The sequence below is a fragment of the Cellulomonas fimi genome, from assembly GCF_028527925.1.
Lineage (GTDB): Bacteria > Actinomycetota > Actinomycetes > Actinomycetales > Cellulomonadaceae > Cellulomonas > Cellulomonas fimi_C.
This window is the reverse complement of the sequence record NZ_JAPESW010000027.1, coordinates 1-16,915: the sequence shown is the minus strand read 5'-3', so window position 1 is coordinate 16,915 and position 16,915 is coordinate 1. Positions and strand designations below refer to the sequence as shown.

The window sequence follows — 16,915 nt, the reverse complement described above, 5'->3', positions numbered from 1 at the left end:
AGCGGTCATGTCCGACAACGTGCAGCTTCCCGCTCTCGGTGAGTCCGTCACCGAGGGCACCGTCACCCGCTGGCTGAAGAACGTGGGCGACCGCGTGGAGGTCGACGAGCCCCTGCTCGAGATCTCGACCGACAAGGTCGACACCGAGATCCCGTCGCCGTTCGCCGGCGTGCTCGAGCAGATCCTCGTCCAGGAGGACGAGACCGTCGAGGTCGGCGCGACGCTGGCCGTCATCGGCACCGGCGAGGGCGGCGGTGCGTCCGCGCCCGCCGAGGAGGCCCCGGCCCAGGAGGCACCCGCGCAGCAGGCGCCCGCCGAGCAGCCGGCCGCCGAGGCCCAGCCCGTGCAGCAGTCCGTCGAGCAGCACGAGGAGCCCGCCGAGGCCCCCGCGCAGGAGGCGCCCGCCGCGCAGGAGCAGTCGTCGGGCGGCCAGGGCGCCGGCGGTGGCCAGGAGGTCACGCTGCCCGCGCTCGGCGAGTCCGTCACCGAGGGCACCGTCACGCGCTGGCTCAAGCAGGTCGGCGACAGCGTCGAGGTCGACGAGCCGCTGCTCGAGATCTCGACCGACAAGGTCGACACCGAGATCCCGTCGCCGGTCGCCGGCACGGTGCAGGAGATCCGCGTCCAGGAGGACGAGACCGTCGAGGTCGGCGCCGTCCTCGCGATCGTGGGTTCCGGCGCCGCCGCTGCCCCGGCCCCTGCCGCCGCACCCGCACCCGAGGCGGCTCCGGCCGCCGCTCCCGCCGAGCAGGCGCAGCCTGCGCCGGTCCCGGCCGCGGCGCCCGCCCCCGCGCAGCAGGAGCAGGCCCCGGCCCCCGCGGCCGCGCAGCCGGGTGGCTACGAGTCGCCCGCACCCGAGGCCGAGTCCGCCCAGACGGCAGGCGAGCAGCCCGCCGCCCAGGAGGCCGCGGCCCAGCAGCCGACCGCGTCCGCCGCGGCGAACGCCGGTGGCTCGTACCTCACGCCGCTCGTGCGCAAGCTCGCCGCCGAGAAGGGCGTCGACGTGGCAACCCTCACGGGCACCGGCGTCGGCGGTCGCATCCGCAAGGAGGACGTCCTCGAGGCGGCCGCCAAGGCCGAGGCCGCGAAGGCCGCCCAGGCGGCGCCGGCCGCCGCTCCTGCGCCCGCCGCCGCCGCGAAGGCGCCGACGGTCCCGTCGGTGTCGCCGCTGCGCGGCACCACCGAGAAGGCCAGCCGCCTGCGCCAGATCATCGCCGAGCGCATGGTGGAGGCCCTCCACACGCAGGCACAGCTCACCACGGTCGTCGAGGTCGACGTCACCAAGGTCGCCCGCCTGCGTGCGCGCGCCAAGGACGACTTCAAGGCGCGCGAGGGCGTCAACCTCACGTTCCTGCCGTTCTTCGTGCAGGCCGCGGTCGAGTCCCTCAAGGCGTTCCCGAAGATCAACGGCGTGCTCGAGGGCAACCAGATCACGTACCACGGCCAGGAGAACGTGGCGATCGCCGTCGACACCGAGCGCGGCCTGCTCACGCCGGTGATCCGCGACGCGGGCGACCTCAACCTCGCCGGCATCGCGCGCAAGATCGCCGACCTCGCGGCCCGCACGCGCGCCAACAAGGTCACCCCGGACGAGCTCTCCGGCGCGACCTTCACGGTGACGAACACGGGCTCGGGCGGCGCGCTGATCGACACCCCGATCGTGCCCACCGGCACGTCGGCGATCCTCGGCACCGGCGCGATCGTCAAGCGGCCCGTCGTCATCAAGGACGCGGACGGCGAGGAGGTCATCGCGATCCGGTCGATGTGCTACCTCTGCCTCTCGTACGACCACCGCCTGGTCGACGGCGCGGACGCCTCGCGGTACCTGTCCGCGGTCAAGGCCCGTATCGAGGAGGGCGCGTTCGAGGCCGAGGTCGGTCTCTGACGCGTCACGCGTGACGACGGCCCGGGTCCCCACGAACCCGGGCCGTCGTCGTCTCCCGGTCGCGTCCGCAGGCCGCCCGTCGGTCGCCCGCACCGGGTGCGCGTCTCGTCCGGCCGGGCGGGGCGCGTACGCCTAGGGTGACCAGCATGGACGTGGTCGTGGCGGGTGCCAGCGGGTTCATCGGGAGTGCGCTCGTGCCGGCGCTGCGGGCCGACGGGCACCGCGTCCGCGTGCTCGTCCGGCGGGACGCGGGCGGCCCCGACGAGATCCCGTGGGACCCGACGGAGGGACGCCTCGACCCGCACGACCTGGCCGGGACCGATGCGGTGATCGACCTGGCCGGCGTCAACGCGGGATCCCGGCCCCTCACGCCCGCGCGCAAGCGCGCTGTCGTGCAGTCGCGTGTCGACACCGCGGGGCTGCTCGCACGGACCATGGCCGCGCACGACGACGGCCCCCGCGTGCTGCTCCAGGCGTCGGGCATCGGTGCCTACGGCGACCGGGGCGACGAGGTGCTCGACGAGCACGAGCCGCTCGGCACGACCTTCTTCGCGGGAGTCGTCCGGCAGTGGGAGGCGGCGACCCTGCCCGCGCAGGAGGCGGGGCTGCGCGTGGTCCTGCTGCGCACCGGGATCGTGCTCGCACCGCACGGCGGCGCGCTCGGCCGCCTGCTGCCGCTGGTCCGGCTCGGCGTCGGCGGCCGCCTCGGGTCCGGGCGGCAGTTCTGGCCCTGGATCACCCTGGTCGACGAGGTGCGGGCCATCGGCCACCTGCTGACGACCGACGTGCACGGTCCGGTCAACCTCGTCGCCGCCGCGGACCGCAACGTCGACGTCGTGCGCGCGCTCGCGGCGGCGGTGCACCGGCCGGCGGTCGTCCCGGTCCCCGCGTGGGCGCTGCGGCTCGCGCTGCAGGACTTCTCCTCCGAGGTGCTGGGGTCCATCCGCGCCGCACCCGCGGCGCTCACCGCGAGCGGCTTCCGTCCCGTGCACGGCGACCTGCGCACGGCTGCGGCCTGGGTCGCGGCGGGCTGACCGTCGGCGGGGTGACCGTCGGCGGGTGGCCGTCGGCGGGCCGACCCGGCACGGGCGCGGCGTCCGACGGACGCGCGCACGGACCGTGACGGGTCGAGGACGGCTGGTCACGCGTCGGCGACGTCCCACACGCGCCACCCGTCCGCCGTCCAGCGCAGCGTCAGCACGACGGTCCTCGGCGCCGACGCCGGGACGTCGGTCACCGCACCGGCAGCGTCGACCCTCGTGTAGGCCGACATCGCGGAGGTGACCCGCACCGCGGCCTCGGCGCCCGCACCGTCGGGGTGCCCGACGACGGTCGCCTCCTGCACCTCGACGTCGAGCCCGTCGACGCGGGCGCCCGCGAGCGACGCGACCAGCGCGACGTCGGCACGGTGGGCGGGCCCGTCGACGACCTCGACCTCCGCGAGCCGTGCGGCGTCGCCGGCGGCGACGTGCCGGGCCCGCGCGTGCGTCAGGTCCGCCGCGGCCGCCGCGGGGTCGACCTCCGCCGGGCCGCCGGTGAAGGCGGCGCTCCGCCGGGCGTGCGGCGGGGAGACGGACGACCCGTCGGCGGCGCGGTCGCCGGCACCGCCCGGCAGCGGGAGCAGCCCGGCGACGCCGAGCGCGACGGCCGCCATGACGAGCACCCCCGTGGCGATCCCGCCGGCCACGAGCGGCCGCGGTGCGCGCCGGGGAGCACGTCGGGGGCGGCGCAGCTCGGCGGCCGCGGTGGCGCCCGTGCGAGCGAGGTCGAGCGCCGCCCGCGCACCGGCGTCCGGGACCCGGACCGGTTCGGGCGTCACGGTCGCGAAGCACCGGTCGACCAGCTCGCCGGCCGTCACGGCGCCGCGCGTGACCAGGTCCTCGAGCGCGTCGCGCAGCGAGCCGTCCACGGGGCCCGCGAGCAGGTGCACGTCGGCGTCGGGGACCTGCGCGAGGACCGACGCGACGAGGCGCCGCACGTCGCCGTCCGGCGTCCCCGTCCCGGTCAGGACGCCCCGCAGGTCGACGAGCGCGGGGCGTCCGTCGGGGCGCACGACGACGGTGGCGGGGCTCACGGCGCCGTGCGCGAGGCCCGCGTCGTGCAGGGTCGCGAGCGCGGACGCGACCGGGACGGCGACGGTCACGGCCTCGCCGTCCGACAGCGGTGCACGCTGCGACCGGAGCTCGGCGAGGGTCGGTCCGGGGAGGTGCTCGACGAGCAGCGCGGTACGCCCGGGCCCGAGGGGCACGACGTCGTGCAGGACGGGCAGGTGGTCGTGGCGCAGCGAGCGCAGGCGCTCGACGCGTGCCGCCGTGACGTCGTCGAGCACGGTCGGGAGCACGTGCACCTCGATCGCACGGCCCGACCCGTCCGTCGCGGCGGCGAGCCAGCCGGTGCCGTCGGGTCCGGCCGCACCCACGACCCGGAAGGCACCGCCGTCGAGCAGCGCGCGCACGTCGGCGGGCACGAGGAACGTCTCCATGCGCGGCATCGAACCGTGCACGGCCCGGACGCCGCGCGGCTCGTCCACAGGCCCGGCGTCAGAGCCGGACGACGACCCCCTCGGCCGCCGAGGTGCGCGCCGCGTCGAGGACGCGCGCGGTGCGGACGGCGTCGGCCGGGTCGACGGGCGGCGGACCACCGTCGACGACCCAGCGGACCGTCTCGCGGTAGAGGTCGACGTGGCCGCCCGCGGGCAGCGGCACGGGCGTCCGCTCCGCGCCCCGGACCAGCCACCCCTCGTGCACGGGCTCCCCCGGGCGGCGCCCCTCCTCGTAGGCGTCGTCGAGCACCGCGAACGGCGTCGGCTCGCCCTCGAACGACGTCACGAGGTACGCACCGGCGTCGCCCAGCACCCGCGTGCGCGGGCCTGGTGCACCGACGACGGCCCCCGCCTGCAGGTGGCTGACGACGCCCGGCTCGCCGTGGCCGCCGTCGTGGACCAGCGCGAGGAAGACGTCGTCGACCGCGGGCGTGGACCGCGCGGCGAGCTCGGCGTACACCGACCGCACGGGTCCGAACAGCTGGACGGCCGAGTCGACGAGGTGCGCGCCCAGGTCGAGCAGGAGCCCGCCGGCGTCGGGGTCGTTCTCCTTCCAGCGGTCCTGCGGGACGGGCCGGAACCTCTCCCAGCGCCGCTCGAAGCGGTGCACGCGGCCGAGCGTCCCTGCCTCGAGGAGGCCGCGCAGCGCGAGCTGCTCGGTGTCCCATCGGCGGTTCTGGAAGACGGTGAGCCGCCCGCCGGCGTGCAGGGAGGCGTCGACGAGCCGCTCGGCGGCGGCCGTGGTCGTCGCGAGGGGCTTGTCGACGAGCACGTGCACCCCGCTCGCGAGCGCGGCGAGGACGTGCTCGACGTGGTCGCCGGTCGGGCTCGCGACCACGACGAGGTCGAGCTCGCCGACGTGCGCGAGCAGCGCGGGGACGTCGGGGACGACGACGGCACCCGGCCAGTCCTCGTGCACCTGGGCGGCGCGGTTGCGGGTGACGACGTGCGTCACGCGCTGGTGCGCCTCCCGCAGGAGGCGTGCGTGGATGCCGCGCCCCGCTCCCCCGTAGCCGACCAGACCGACGCGCAGCGAGTCCATGCCCGCCACTCTACGGTCGGGCCGACTCCGTGGCGTCGGCCGCGCCGACCGTCGCCCCGGGCTGCGCCGAAGCGGTCCGGTGCGTGCCCGGCGCGTGCGGTCGCGACAGCCGCGACGGCCACCAGGTGCGGTCGCCGAGGTCGTGCACGAGGGCCGGGACCAGCAGCGAGCGGACGACGGTCGTGTCGAGCAGCACGCCGAGTGCGACGATGACCGCGAGCTGCGCGAGGAACAGCAGCGGGATGACGCCGAGCGCCGCGAACGTCACCGCGAGCACCACGCCCGCCGACGTGATGACGCCGCCGGTCACGGCGAGGCCGCGGACCACACCGGGGCGCGTGCCCACGCGTGCCGACTCCTCCCGCACGCGTGTCATGAGGAAGATCGAGTAGTCGACGCCGAGCGCGACGAGGAACACGAACGCGTAGAGCGGCACGGCCGGGTCGGCGGGCGGCCAGTCCAGGACGTGGTTGAAGAGGATCGCCGAGACACCGAGCGTCGCCGCGAACGACAGGACGTTCGCGCCGAGGAGGAGCCCGGCCGCCACGACCGAGCGCAGCAGCAGCGTGAGGATCAGCCCGATCACGACGAGCACGACGGGCACGATGACCCGCAGGTCGTGACGGGCGGCGTCCTGCGCGTCGAGGGTCTCGGCGGCCGCGCCGCCGACGAGCGCCTCGGGGTCGGCCTCGTGCGCGGTGGTCCGCACGTCCGCGGCGACCGCGACGGCCTCCTGCGAGTCGGACGGGGCGGTCGTGACGACGTCGAGCCGCACGTCCCCGTCGACCACGACGGGCTCGCCCGTCCCGGGGGGACCGCCCGCGGCGGTGCCGGTGTACGGCGCGACGCTCTCGACGCCCTCGACGTCCTCGATCGCGGCCGCGACGTCGTCGGCGGAGTCCTGCGCGGTGATGACGGTGACGGGCTGCACGGCGCCGGCCGGGAAGTGCTCGGCGAGGACCTCCTGGCCAGCGACGGCGTCGACCGGGGTGAGGAACACGTCGGCCTGGTCGGTGCCCCCGGCGCGGAACGTCGGCAGGAACGCCGCACCGACGACCAGGACGACCGCGGTGACGGCCCACACCGGCCGTGCGTGCCCGGCGACCCAGCGCGCGAGGCGGCCCCACGCGCCGGACGCGTCGGCGGGGTCGTCGGTGGGCGCCGCGTGGTGCCCGTGGGCGACGGCGACCGCGGTGGCAGGACGCGGCACGCGCGGCCAGAACAGGACGCGCGACCACCGGCCGAGCACGATGAGGAACGCCGGCAGCAGCGTCGTCGCGGCGAGGAAGGAGCTCGCGATCCCGATCGCGGCGACGGGGCCCAGCGAGCGGTTCGAGCCGAGGTCCGAGAGCAGGAGGCACAGGACGCCCGCGGCGACCGTGCCGGCCGACGCGCCGATCGGCTCGAGGCACGCGCGCAGGGCGCGGCGCATGGCGGTCGCCGGGTGCTCGGCGTGGCGGAGCTCCTCCCGGTAGCGCGCGACCAGGAGCAGCGCGTAGTCGACGCTCGCGCCGACCACGAGGATCGACAGGATGCCCTGCGACTGCCCGTTGAGCACGAGCACGTCGTTCGCCGCGAGCTGGTAGACGACCAGCCCCGCGAGCGAGAGCGCGAACACCGCCGTGAGGATCACGACGAACGGCAGGAACGGCGAGCGGTAGACGATCACGAGGATGACGAGCACGGCGCCGAGCGCGACGAGCAGCAGCACGCCGTCGATGCCGCCGAACGCGGTGACGAGGTCGGCGACGAAGCCGGCCGGGCCGGTCACCCACGCGCGCAGCCCGACGTCGCCCGCCTCGGTCGCGGTCGCGCCGAGGTCCTGCTCGAGCGAGGCACGCAGGTCGGTGACGAGCACCTCCGCGACGGAGTCCTCGCCGATGCTCTCGTCGGCGGCGTCGGCGTCGACGGAGAAGATCGCGAGCAGCGCCTCGCCGTCCTCGGACGGGACGACGACCGGGTCGCCCACGAGGTAGTCCGCCCACGTGTCGCCGTCGCCGTCGGGTACCTCGCGGTCGGGGACGCCGGTCGCCCAGGTGGACGCCGCCTGCAGCTGCTCCGGGGTGACGTCGCCGCCGTCGTCGGGCTGCATCACGACGAGCGCGGGTAGGGTCGGCGTGTCCACGAACGCGCGGCTCGCCTCGGCGGCCCGCGTGGACTCCGCGGACGACGGCAGGAACGCCGCCGCGTCGTTCTCCTGGACCTGTCCGAGCTTGCCCTGGGCCATGCCCCCGACGGCTCCCACGGCGAGCCAGGCGACGAGCGCGACAGCGACGGCAAGGGCGCGGACCACGGTCGCCCGGCGATTACTCAGCATGCTGAGTATCATGGGCGGAGAAGCGCCGGACGGCAACCGAAGGGATCGACGAGGGTGCGCGACGGCTCGGACGACGCCGACCTGACGGGCGGCGAGGACGCGTTCGACCCGGCGTCGGACGACCCCGCGCAGTGGCCCGTCGGCCGCCTCCTGTCCGCCGCGGCGCGCCGCGTCGAGCGCGAGTGGAACACCCACCTCGGCGGCTGGGACCTCAACCACGCGAGCCTGCCCGTCCTCGTCCACCTGGCCCGTGCACCGCGGTCGCAGCGCGAGCTCGCCGCGCTGTGCGGGGTGACCGAGCAGACGATGAGCCGGGTCCTCGCGCGCATGGAGCGCACCGGCTACGTCCGCCGCGCCCCGCACGAGGAGGACCGGCGCCGGCACGTGATCTCCGCGACGCCCGAGGGTCTCGCGGCGCTCGGCGCGGCCGCCGACCCGCGCCGCGCCGAGGAGGTCGTCACGCGCGGCCTGACCGCCGCCCAGGTCGAGCAGCTGCGCGCCCTCCTCGTGCTGGTCGCCCGGCCCGACCACGTCCGCGGCGCCAGCGCGACGGACACCGACGGGGCCGGCCGGGGTTAGCCTGACGGCCATGCGGTTCGACACGCTCGACCTCGGTACGCGCCTGCTCCCCTACGAGCCCACGTGGGAGCTGCAGCGCGAGGTGCACGCCGCGGTCGCGGCCGGCGAGCGTGAGGACACCGTGCTCCTGTGCGAGCACGAGGACGTCTACACGGCGGGCAAGCGCACGGCCCGCTGGGACCGCCCGACCGACGGCACGCCGGTCGTCGACGTCGACCGCGGCGGGCGCATCACGTGGCACGGCCCGGGCCAGCTCGTCGGCTACCCGATCGTCCGCCTCGCCCAGCCGGTCGACGTCGTGCGCTACGTCCGCGCGCTCGAGGAGGCGCTCATCCGGACGTGCGCGGACCTCGACCTCGAGGCGGTGCGCGTCGAGGGGCGCAGCGGTGTGTGGTTCGCGGCCGACCCCGGCGACGACGTCCGGCCCGCACGGCGCGAGCGCAAGGTCGCCGCGATCGGCGTGCGCGTCGCCCGCGGCGTCACGATGCACGGCTTCGCGCTCAACTGCGAACCCGACCTCCACGCGTTCGACCGGATCGTGCCGTGCGGGATCGACGACGCCGACGTGACGTCGCTGTCGGCCGAGACCGGGCGGCGCGTCACGATCGCCGAGGTCACGCCGCTGGTGCGCGGGCACCTCGTCGCGACGCTCACGCCGCTGCTCGCGGCCTCCGTCGACGCGGGAGCACCCGCCGCCGCGGGCTGACGCCTCAGCCCGCCCCGACCGTCGCGAGCTCCGCGACGAGCTCGCCGGCCCACGACCGCACGTCGTCGAAGTCCCGGAAGTCGCCGGTCTCGGCACGCGTGAGCGCGACCAGCGCACGCTCGTTGAGGTTGAGCTCCGTGCGCTCGATCCGGCCGACGAAGCACCGCGGCTCGCGTGCCCCGACGTGGCGCGCGACGACGTCGACGTCGTCCGGCGCGGTCGGCGGCATCGGCGGGTCACCCACCGGCCCGGACCAGAACAGCCACACCGGCATCGACCGCAGGTGCGCGCCCTGCCGCTCGACGAGGTCCCGCAGGGAGGCCGCCAGCCGTCCGACGTACACCGCCGAGCCCAGCACGGCCGCGTCGTAGCCCGCGACGTGCTCGACCTCGTCGGGGGCGACCTCGTCCACGTCGTGGCCCGCCTCGCGCAGCACGTCGGCGACCACCGCACCGATCTCGCGCGTCGCACCGTGCCGCGACGCGACCGTCATGAGGATCTTCATCGTCCCTCCCCTCGTCGAGCCGGCGTCGCGGGGTCCCGCCGGTCCCGGTCGCCCGGGCGTCTCGCCGACGCCCTCAGCGTCGCGCCGCGCGACGGGCCACCGCGCGGGACCGAGGTCCCGACCGGCTGTGACGTGCGACTCCCCGACCACGCGGCTTGCGCGCGCGGGGTTAGTCTGACGACGTGACGATCGCTCCCGAGGGCCGCCGCATGCTCCGCGTCGAGGCGCGCAACGCCGCGACGCCGATCGAGAAGAAGCCGGAGTGGATCCGGACCCGCGCGACGATGGGCCCCGAGTACAGCGAGCTCAAGGGCCTCGTGAAGCGCGAGGGGCTCCACACGGTCTGCGAGGAGGCCGGCTGCCCCAACATCTTCGAGTGCTGGGAGGACCGCGAGGCGACGTTCCTCATCGGCGGCGACCAGTGCACCCGGCGCTGCGACTTCTGCCAGATCGACACCGGCAAGCCCGCCGACTTCGACGCCGACGAGCCGCGTCGCGTGGCCGCCTCGGTGCAGGCCATGGGCCTCAAGTACGCGACGGTCACCGGTGTCGCCCGTGACGACCTGCCCGACGGCGGCGCGTGGCTGTACGCGGAGACGGTCCGCCAGATCCACGCCGTCAACCCGGGCACGGGCGTCGAGCTGCTGATCCCCGACTTCAACGCGGTGCCCGCCCTGCTCGACGAGGTCAACGAGTCCCGCCCCGAGGTGCTCGCGCACAACGTCGAGACCGTCCCGCGCATCTTCAAGCAGATCCGCCCCGCGTTCCGGTACGAGCGGTCGCTGTCCGTCCTCACGCGGGCGCGCGAGGCCGGGCTCGTCACCAAGTCGAACCTGATCCTCGGCATGGGCGAGACGACCGACGAGGTCAAGACCGCGCTCAAGGACCTGGTCGACGCGGGCTGCGACATCGTGACGATCACGCAGTACCTGCGCCCGTCGCTGCGCCACCACCCCGTCGACCGGTGGGTGCGCCCCGAGGAGTTCGTCGAGCTGTCGGAGCACGCGCAGGAGCTCGGCTTCCTCGGCGTCATGTCCGGGCCGCTCGTCCGCTCGTCGTACCGCGCGGGCCGGCTGTGGGGCCAGGCGATGCGTCACCGCGGCATCGAGATCCCGCCCGCGCTCGCGCACCTCGGCGAGCCGACGACCGCGCGCCAGGAGGCTGCGAGCCTGCTCGCGCGGTGACGTCGACCGGGCACCCGTCCGGTGTCCGGTCCGCACCCCGCGATCGGTAGACTCCGACACCATGGCCCGCGACACGAACGCCACTCCCCCGGCCGCCGGGAAGGTCCGCAAGACCCGCTGGTACCACCAGCTGTGGCAGGCGTACCAGATGACCCGCCAGAGCGACCCGGCGGTGACGTGGCTGCTGCTCGCGGTGTTCGTCGGGATCGTCGCAGTCGGCCTCGTCATCGGCCTCCTGGTCGACTCGATCGTCTACGTGCTGCTGCTGAGCATCCCGTTCGCGCTGCTCGGCGCGATGTTCGTGCTCGCGCGCCGCGCCGAGACCGCGGCCTACACCCGGATCGCCGGCCAGCCCGGTGCGTCGCGCGCCGCGCTCGGCACGATCCGCCGCGGCTGGACGTTCACCGAGGAGCCCGTCAACGTCGACCCGCGCACGCGCGACATGGTCTTCCGCGGCCTGGGCCGCCCGGGCGTCGTGCTCATCGCCGAGGGTGGTCCCGCGCCGCGGCTCGCTCGCCTGCTGGAGGCCGAGCGCAAGCGCACCGCGCGCGTCATCTCCGGCGCCCCGATCACGCTCATCCAGGTCGGCGACGACGAGGGCCAGGTGCCGCTGCGCAAGCTGCCGCGACACGTGCAGCGCCTGCGGCCGTCGCTCACCAAGCAGGAGGTCGCCGAGGTCGGCAAGCGCCTCACCGCGCTCGGTGCCGTGCGCCTGCCGGTGCCGAAGGGCGTCGACCCGATGCGCGCCCGCCCCGACCGCAAGGGCATGCGCGGCCGCTGACCCGGCACGGTCCGGCCCGCTACGGTCCGTCCGTGCGCGACGACCGCTGGAACCACAACACGCACTACCACCCGCTCGCGCTGCGGCTCGCCCCGCAGGCACGCACCGCGCTCGACGTGGGCTCCGGCGAGGGTCTGCTCGTGCGTCGGCTGCGGGACGCCGGCGTCGCGCGCGTCACCGGGGTCGACGTCGACCCGGCCCAGGTCGCGCTCGCACGCGCGGCCTCGGCCGGTGACGGCGGCGTCACGTACGTCGTCGGCGACGCGCTCGACGCACTCGACGGCGAGCCCTTCGACCTCGTCACCTGCTACGCGACGCTCCACCACCTGCCGCTCGAGGACGGGCTGCGTCGCCTGGCGGCCCTCACCGCACCGGGTGGGCGGCTCGTCGTCGTGGGCCTCGCGGGGGTGCGCACCCCCGCCGACCTCGCGCTGAGCGCGGCCGCCGTGCCCGTCGCGGCGGTCGTCGACCGGACGCGCGGGGTGTGGGACCACGGGGCGGCCGTCACGGACCCGCGCGAGGGGTACGGCGAGGTCCGCGACGCGGCGCGCCGGCTCCTGCCGGGGGTGCGCTGGCGGCGGCACCTGTACTGGCGCAGCCTCACGTGGCAGGCGCCGGCCTGACGGCCCGGTCGCGCCGTCGGACCTCGCGTCGTCCGACCGGTCCGCCGCAGGCTCTCGTCAGCGGCGGACGATCGCCGTCCCCGCGAGCCGGTCGTGCAGCCCGCGACCGTCCGAGTCCCACACCACCGCGGGGATGACGAGGCACAGCAGCACCCCGCGGACCAGACCGGACACGAGCCCGGGCGGGCGGCCCACATCGGCGAGCGGCGGTGCCCCCGGGGGCGGGACCGCGACGCGGCGCACGCGCAGCCCGAGCAGCCGGTGGCCCAGCGTGAAGCCGACGGTCCCGACCAGCAGCACGTTCTCGAGGAGGAAGATCAGGAGCGTCGCCGTCGGGGCGCCGCGCGTCAGGTAGAAGCCCGTGCGCTCGACCGGGAAGAACGTCGCGGCGATGAGCAGGCACACCGTCCAGTCGATCGCCAGCGCGGCGACGCGTCGGCCGAGCGGCGCGAGCGCCCCCGAGCCGTCCGGTGGCAGCCCGAGCCGCGCACCGCGCGTCGACGCCCCCGCCGGGGAGCCGCCCTCGAGCCAGGAGCCCATGTCGTCGCGTGAGGTCACGCGTCCAGGGTAGGTGGCCTGTCGGGTATCCCGACGACGCACCCCGCTGCCGGACGTCCGCCCAGGAGTTCGACGGATCGTTACACGGGGGACGCCGACGTAACACGGCGGAAACAACCGCTACACCCCAGAGAAACTCCCCCGCCATAACCTCGGCGGAGCCCGACCCCAGGGTGGACACCAACCGAGGAGCAGCGGATGTTCAGCAAGCCAGAGGAAGTACTGGCCTTCATCAAGAGCGAGGACGTCAAGTTCATCGACGTGCGGTTCTGCGACCTGCCGGGCGTGATGCAGCACTTCAACGTCCCCGCCGCGTCGGTCGACGCCGCCTTCTTCACCGACGGCCAGATGTTCGACGGGTCCTCGATCCGCGGCTTCCAGGCGATCCACGAGTCGGACATGAAGCTCATCCCCGACGTCACGACCGCCTACATCGACCCCTTCCGGGTCGAGAAGACGCTGAACATCAACTTCCACATCGTCGACCCGTACACCGACGAGCCCTACAGCCGCGACCCGCGTCAGGTCGCCGCGAAGGCCGAGGCGTACCTGCGGTCGACCGGCATCGCCGACACCGCCTTCTTCGCCCCTGAGGCCGAGTTCTACGTCTTCGACGACGTGCGCTTCCAGACCCGCCAGGACGCGTCGTTCTACTACATCGACTCCATCGAGGCCGCGTGGAACACCGGTCGCAAGGAGGAGGGCGGCAACCTCGGCCACAAGACGCCCTACAAGGGCGGCTACTTCCCCGTCCCGCCGGTCGACCACTTCGCCGACCTGCGCGACAAGATCGCGCTGCAGCTCGACGCCCTCGGCCTGCAGGTCGAGCGCGCGCACCACGAGGTCGGCACGGCCGGCCAGGCTGAGATCAACTACCGCTTCGACACGCTCGCCAAGTCGGCCGACAAGGTGCAGCTGTTCAAGTACGTCGTGAAGAACGTCGCGCACGAGGCCGGCAAGACCGCGACCTTCATGCCGAAGCCGCTCTTCGGCGACAACGGCTCGGGCATGCACGTGCACCAGTCGCTCTGGAAGGACGGCCAGCCGCTGTTCTTCGACGAGAAGGGCTACGGCGGCCTGTCCGACACGGCCCGCTGGTACATCGGCGGCCTGCTCAAGCACGCGCCCGCGCTGCTCGCCTTCACGAACCCGACGGTGAACTCCTACCACCGCCTGGTCCCGGGCTTCGAGGCGCCGGTCAACCTGGTGTACTCGGCCCGCAACCGCTCCGCGTGCATCCGCATCCCCGTCACCGGCTCGAACCCGAAGGCCAAGCGCATCGAGTTCCGCGTGCCGGACCCGTCGTCGAACCCGTACCTCGCATTCGCGGCCATGCTCATGGCCGGCCTCGACGGCATCCAGAACCGCATCGAGCCGCCGGAGCCGGTCGACAAGGACCTCTACGAGCTGCCCCCCGAGGAGCACGCCCTCATCCAGCAGGTGCCGGGCTCGCTCGGCGAGGTGCTCGACAACCTCGAGGCCGACCACGACTGGCTGACCGCCGGCAACGTCTTCACGCCGGACCTCATCTCGACGTGGATCGACTACAAGCGCTCCGCCGAGGTGGACCCGATCCGTCTGCGGCCGCACCCGCACGAGTTCGAGCTCTACTTCGACGTCTAAACCCCCGTTCCAGAACGCCCCTGGTCGCTGCTCCGACCGGGGGCGTTCTGCTGTCCTGATCTGGATAAACACCGTTCCAACGCGCGTCAACGTGCGTCAGGGCATATCGGACTGTTACTGACCCGCGACTGACCGAGGACTGACCGACGCCTGACCGGTGCGAAAGGGCTAACTGTCACCGGCGCCGCGTACGGTCGGGCGCATGCACCAAGGCGGTTGATCCACACCGACCCGCCCGACCAGGAGCCCATGCCACCGGTCGGCGGCCACGTGCAGCTCGGAGGTGTACGACGGGCGCACCCGGGCGGGACGCCCTGGCGTGCCGCCCTCGCCTGAAGCACCGGCGCCCCTAACGTCGCCACCATGGACGCCGCGCTCATCGTCGCCGTTGTCGTCGCCGTCGTGGCCGCCCTTGGCAGCCTGTCCGCGGCGGTGTGGTCCTACCGCAGCGCCAACCGAATCGACCAGCGCCAGCACCAAGTCGCAGCGCTCAACGACGACCAGGCGTCCATCAACGCGGCTTACGCGGCGTTCATCGCGGCCCTGTCAGAGACAGACCCCGCCGACAAGCGGAAGTTGACGGTTCTCGGGGAGGCCCTGGCAGCCCACCCTCGCGCTACCCCCGCCCTCACCGCCGCCGTGGACCAGTTCCTGGACGTGCTCAGCCCGCAGAACCCCTGGCGCGAGGACCCCACCAGGTCGACCTCGTCGTTCGCCCACACTTTGACGGTCCGGAAAGAGGTCGCGGCCATTAACGCCAGTCTCAACGCCGAACGCGACCGCGCCACCGACAACCACCGGCGCCGGTGGTGGCGCCGAGGCTGACCGCGCCTAGGCGTCGGCGGCGTGTTTCCTGGGCCGTCCGCACGCGGCGGCTGCCATGCTCGGCGCGTGGAACTCGGCACCGTCGTCGCATGGCTGGCCCTCGGGGTGTCCCTGTTCACCGCCTGGCGTCAGCGCAGCCGCGTCCACGTCAACGTGCAGCCGTGGACGCGAGGACGACGAGGCCGTGACGGTGAGCCGTACTGGACCGTCGACCACCGGGTGCTCACGGTCGCCGTTACCGCCATCGGCCGCCCCGTCACCGTGACTGACATTCAGTGGGACACCGTGCCTCCCGGCGGGAACCGGGTTACGCAGGCACCGCCCGACTCCTGGCATCTGCGGACTAATGAACGTCGCTACGGGGACATGCCTGAGCGTCTGCAAGAGGGCGAGTCGTTGTCGTGGTTGCTCCTGGTCACCGCAGACCCCGCGCGCCTGGTCGTCGACGATGGCAGTGGGTTTGCGGACGTCATGGTCACCGTCTACCTGGCCGGGCGTCGGCCCGTACGCAAGCGCGTCAAGGCGGTGCCGCTCTCACGGCCGGAACCGCCCGCCTGACTCCGATACGTCCCGGCGGTCCCGGGCCTCTCGGATGCGGCGCACGCACGCGACCGACCCGCCCGGACACCCCTGGCGTACGACACGACACACGTGCGGCACATGCCGCACGTGCCGAACGTCGCCAGCCTGCCCACGCCAAGTGCGTCATTCGACGCACCTGAAAGGTGACTCAAATGAGTCACCTGGCGCGTCTCGCAGGTGGAACAAATGTGTCACCTGGCACCGTCGCCCGGTATGGCAGTCGCGGCACCGGCCCGGGCCTCGCGGATGCCGCGCAGGCACGCGACCGCACCACCCGGCCACCCATGCGACAACGACCACTCCTAACGCGCCCGCGCCTGACATCCGGCGGACACGCGAGCCGAACCCGGCACCGGCCAGTCACCGGGCCGCTACGTTTCGGGCATGTGGTACGCCACCGACCCTGTACGCGTCATCGTCGAAAGCGGCCCGGACAACCCGTGGGCCGACTGGATGACCCTCGTCGGCGTCATCGTCGGCGCCATCCTCGGCGGTGCCGCCCAGGCATGGGCGGGCTGGCTCAACAACCGGCACGAACGCCGCGTCGCCCTCGGCGACATGCAATATGCGGCCTACCGCGACATGATCCGGATTGCCAAAAACCTAGACTTCAAAATCACCTATTACGCGGACTGCATCGACGCCTGGCGCGGCGCGGCAACGCCCGCCGAGAGGTCCGTCGCCCTGGAGGGCCTGGACGGCGCCGCCGAGGCGCTGAACGTAACGGTCCAGGAATGGGGCGACTACTACGCGCCAACCGTCCTGTTCGGGTCCGACGCGATGTGTAACGCCCTGGCGGACATGAGTGACGCGCTCGCCACGGTCGCGGACGAGGGCCGCGAGGGCGATACCGACGTCATGAGGGCACAGGCCAGGGCAATTAATGAGCGCTACCGCCGAATGATTGTCGCCACCCGGAAAGAATTGGGTGTCGACAAATATCTGCCGGCTCGGGATGCTTTTATCAATTCCGAGGACTAAACGCGCCAACCCAATTTGTCTGAGGATTTGGCGCCCGGGGAGGTATTTCGGCCTTATGCCCGGAGGTGGCTAGGGGCTGTCTCTTATACACCTCTGACGCTGCCGACGAATTAGACGGTGTAGATCTCGGGGGTCGCCGCTTACCGAGAAAAAAAAAACACACGCCGACAGTAAACCTTGCT

16 protein-coding genes are annotated in these 16,915 nt (G+C 73.8%); 11 read left to right on the top strand and 5 right to left on the bottom strand.

Annotated features, from left to right (window positions below; translation table 11 throughout):
* Positions 1 to 7 precede the first annotated feature (7 nt).
* Together sucB and OMK64_RS13220 are read left to right on the top strand one after the other, a co-directional pair.
* A complete protein-coding gene (gene sucB, locus OMK64_RS13225; RefSeq protein ID WP_272728846.1) occupies positions 8 to 1,885 on the top strand; it encodes a 2-oxoglutarate dehydrogenase, E2 component, dihydrolipoamide succinyltransferase in 1,878 nt (625 codons plus the stop codon).
* A gap of 146 nt (positions 1,886 to 2,031) precedes the next feature.
* Positions 2,032 to 2,919, top strand: coding sequence for a TIGR01777 family oxidoreductase (locus tag OMK64_RS13220; RefSeq protein ID WP_272728845.1), 888 nt, complete (start codon positions 2,032 to 2,034; stop codon positions 2,917 to 2,919).
* 107 nt (positions 2,920 to 3,026) lie between these two features.
* Here the strand turns inward: OMK64_RS13220 and OMK64_RS13215 are convergent, their stop codons facing one another.
* Genes OMK64_RS13215 through OMK64_RS13205 form a run of 3 tightly spaced genes read right to left on the bottom strand, consistent with a single transcriptional unit; the run spans position 3,027 to position 7,786 of the window.
* Entirely contained in the window at positions 3,027 to 4,367 is a 1,341-nt protein-coding gene (locus tag OMK64_RS13215; protein ID WP_272728844.1) for a protein kinase family protein, read from the bottom strand.
* Between the two features lie 58 nt (positions 4,368 to 4,425).
* Positions 4,426 to 5,469: a Gfo/Idh/MocA family protein gene (locus OMK64_RS13210; RefSeq protein WP_272728843.1), complete on the bottom strand. Its 1,044-nt coding sequence runs from the start codon at positions 5,467 to 5,469 to the stop codon at positions 4,426 to 4,428.
* Between the two features lie 10 nt (positions 5,470 to 5,479).
* Complete coding sequence (locus tag OMK64_RS13205; RefSeq protein ID WP_272728842.1) at positions 5,480 to 7,786, bottom strand: MMPL family transporter; 2,307 nt, start codon at positions 7,784 to 7,786, stop codon at positions 5,480 to 5,482.
* A 54-nt stretch (positions 7,787 to 7,840) separates the two neighbouring features.
* On the opposite strand from OMK64_RS13205, the gene OMK64_RS13200 reads away from it, so the two are divergent.
* Both OMK64_RS13200 and lipB read left to right on the top strand, forming a co-directional pair.
* Positions 7,841 to 8,365 carry a MarR family winged helix-turn-helix transcriptional regulator gene (locus OMK64_RS13200; RefSeq protein WP_272728841.1) on the top strand — a complete coding sequence of 175 codons (525 nt, stop codon included), beginning with the start codon at positions 7,841 to 7,843 and terminating at the stop codon, positions 8,363 to 8,365.
* 10 nt (positions 8,366 to 8,375) lie between these two features.
* A complete protein-coding gene (gene lipB / locus OMK64_RS13195) occupies positions 8,376 to 9,071 on the top strand; it encodes a lipoyl(octanoyl) transferase LipB (protein ID WP_272728840.1) in 696 nt (231 codons plus the stop codon).
* A 4-nt stretch (positions 9,072 to 9,075) separates the two neighbouring features.
* Here lipB and OMK64_RS13190 read toward each other — a convergent pair whose 3' ends face one another.
* Positions 9,076 to 9,576, bottom strand: coding sequence for a flavodoxin domain-containing protein (locus OMK64_RS13190; RefSeq protein WP_272728839.1), 501 nt, complete (start codon positions 9,574 to 9,576; stop codon positions 9,076 to 9,078).
* Positions 9,577 to 9,758: 182 nt separating this feature from the next.
* Between OMK64_RS13190 and lipA the strand changes: the two genes are divergently transcribed.
* The 3 genes from lipA to OMK64_RS13175 all read left to right on the top strand — a co-directional run bounded on the left by lipA (position 9,759) and on the right by OMK64_RS13175 (position 12,164).
* Complete coding sequence (gene lipA / locus OMK64_RS13185) at positions 9,759 to 10,760, top strand: lipoyl synthase (RefSeq protein WP_272728838.1); 1,002 nt, start codon at positions 9,759 to 9,761, stop codon at positions 10,758 to 10,760.
* A 61-nt stretch (positions 10,761 to 10,821) separates the two neighbouring features.
* Positions 10,822 to 11,541 carry a DUF4191 domain-containing protein gene (locus tag OMK64_RS13180; protein WP_272728837.1) on the top strand — a complete coding sequence of 240 codons (720 nt, stop codon included), beginning with the start codon at positions 10,822 to 10,824 and terminating at the stop codon, positions 11,539 to 11,541.
* A gap of 32 nt (positions 11,542 to 11,573) precedes the next feature.
* Entirely contained in the window at positions 11,574 to 12,164 is a 591-nt protein-coding gene (locus tag OMK64_RS13175; protein ID WP_272728836.1) for a class I SAM-dependent methyltransferase, read from the top strand.
* A gap of 57 nt (positions 12,165 to 12,221) precedes the next feature.
* On the opposite strand, the gene OMK64_RS13170 is transcribed toward OMK64_RS13175, so the two are convergent.
* Positions 12,222 to 12,722, bottom strand: coding sequence for an RDD family protein (locus OMK64_RS13170; protein WP_272728835.1), 501 nt, complete (start codon positions 12,720 to 12,722; stop codon positions 12,222 to 12,224).
* A gap of 198 nt (positions 12,723 to 12,920) precedes the next feature.
* On the opposite strand from OMK64_RS13170, the gene glnA reads away from it, so the two are divergent.
* The 4 genes from glnA to OMK64_RS13150 all read left to right on the top strand — a co-directional run bounded on the left by glnA (position 12,921) and on the right by OMK64_RS13150 (position 16,733).
* Positions 12,921 to 14,345 carry a type I glutamate--ammonia ligase gene (glnA, locus tag OMK64_RS13165; protein WP_272728834.1) on the top strand — a complete coding sequence of 475 codons (1,425 nt, stop codon included), beginning with the start codon at positions 12,921 to 12,923 and terminating at the stop codon, positions 14,343 to 14,345.
* Positions 14,346 to 14,708: 363 nt separating this feature from the next.
* Complete coding sequence (locus OMK64_RS13160; RefSeq protein WP_272728833.1) at positions 14,709 to 15,170, top strand: hypothetical protein; 462 nt, start codon at positions 14,709 to 14,711, stop codon at positions 15,168 to 15,170.
* A gap of 66 nt (positions 15,171 to 15,236) precedes the next feature.
* Positions 15,237 to 15,728, top strand: a complete 492-nt coding sequence (locus OMK64_RS13155; protein WP_272728832.1) for a hypothetical protein — start codon at positions 15,237 to 15,239, stop codon at positions 15,726 to 15,728.
* A gap of 408 nt (positions 15,729 to 16,136) precedes the next feature.
* Complete coding sequence (locus tag OMK64_RS13150) at positions 16,137 to 16,733, top strand: hypothetical protein (RefSeq protein WP_272728831.1); 597 nt, start codon at positions 16,137 to 16,139, stop codon at positions 16,731 to 16,733.
* Positions 16,734 to 16,915: the final 182 nt, after the last annotated feature.

What these genes read in the sequence shown, in the direction of transcription:
- sucB (WP_272728846.1), top strand. Translation starts at nt 8, where the DNA reads ATGTCCGACAACGTGCAGCTTCCCGCTCTCGGTGAGTCCGTCACCGAG.
- OMK64_RS13220 (WP_272728845.1), top strand. Translation starts at nt 2,032, where the DNA reads ATGGACGTGGTCGTGGCGGGTGCCAGCGGGTTCATCGGGAGTGCGCTC.
- OMK64_RS13215 (WP_272728844.1), bottom strand. Translation starts at nt 4,367, where the DNA reads ATGGAGACGTTCCTCGTGCCCGCCGACGTGCGCGCGCTGCTCGACGGC.
- OMK64_RS13210 (WP_272728843.1), bottom strand. Translation starts at nt 5,469, where the DNA reads ATGGACTCGCTGCGCGTCGGTCTGGTCGGCTACGGGGGAGCGGGGCGC.
- OMK64_RS13205 (WP_272728842.1), bottom strand. Translation starts at nt 7,786, where the DNA reads ATGCTGAGTAATCGCCGGGCGACCGTGGTCCGCGCCCTTGCCGTCGCT.
- lipB (WP_272728840.1), top strand. Translation starts at nt 8,376, where the DNA reads ATGCGGTTCGACACGCTCGACCTCGGTACGCGCCTGCTCCCCTACGAG.
- OMK64_RS13190 (WP_272728839.1), bottom strand. Translation starts at nt 9,576, where the DNA reads ATGAAGATCCTCATGACGGTCGCGTCGCGGCACGGTGCGACGCGCGAG.
- OMK64_RS13180 (WP_272728837.1), top strand. Translation starts at nt 10,822, where the DNA reads ATGGCCCGCGACACGAACGCCACTCCCCCGGCCGCCGGGAAGGTCCGC.
- glnA (WP_272728834.1), top strand. Translation starts at nt 12,921, where the DNA reads ATGTTCAGCAAGCCAGAGGAAGTACTGGCCTTCATCAAGAGCGAGGAC.
- OMK64_RS13160 (WP_272728833.1), top strand. Translation starts at nt 14,709, where the DNA reads ATGGACGCCGCGCTCATCGTCGCCGTTGTCGTCGCCGTCGTGGCCGCC.
- OMK64_RS13150 (WP_272728831.1), top strand. Translation starts at nt 16,137, where the DNA reads ATGTGGTACGCCACCGACCCTGTACGCGTCATCGTCGAAAGCGGCCCG.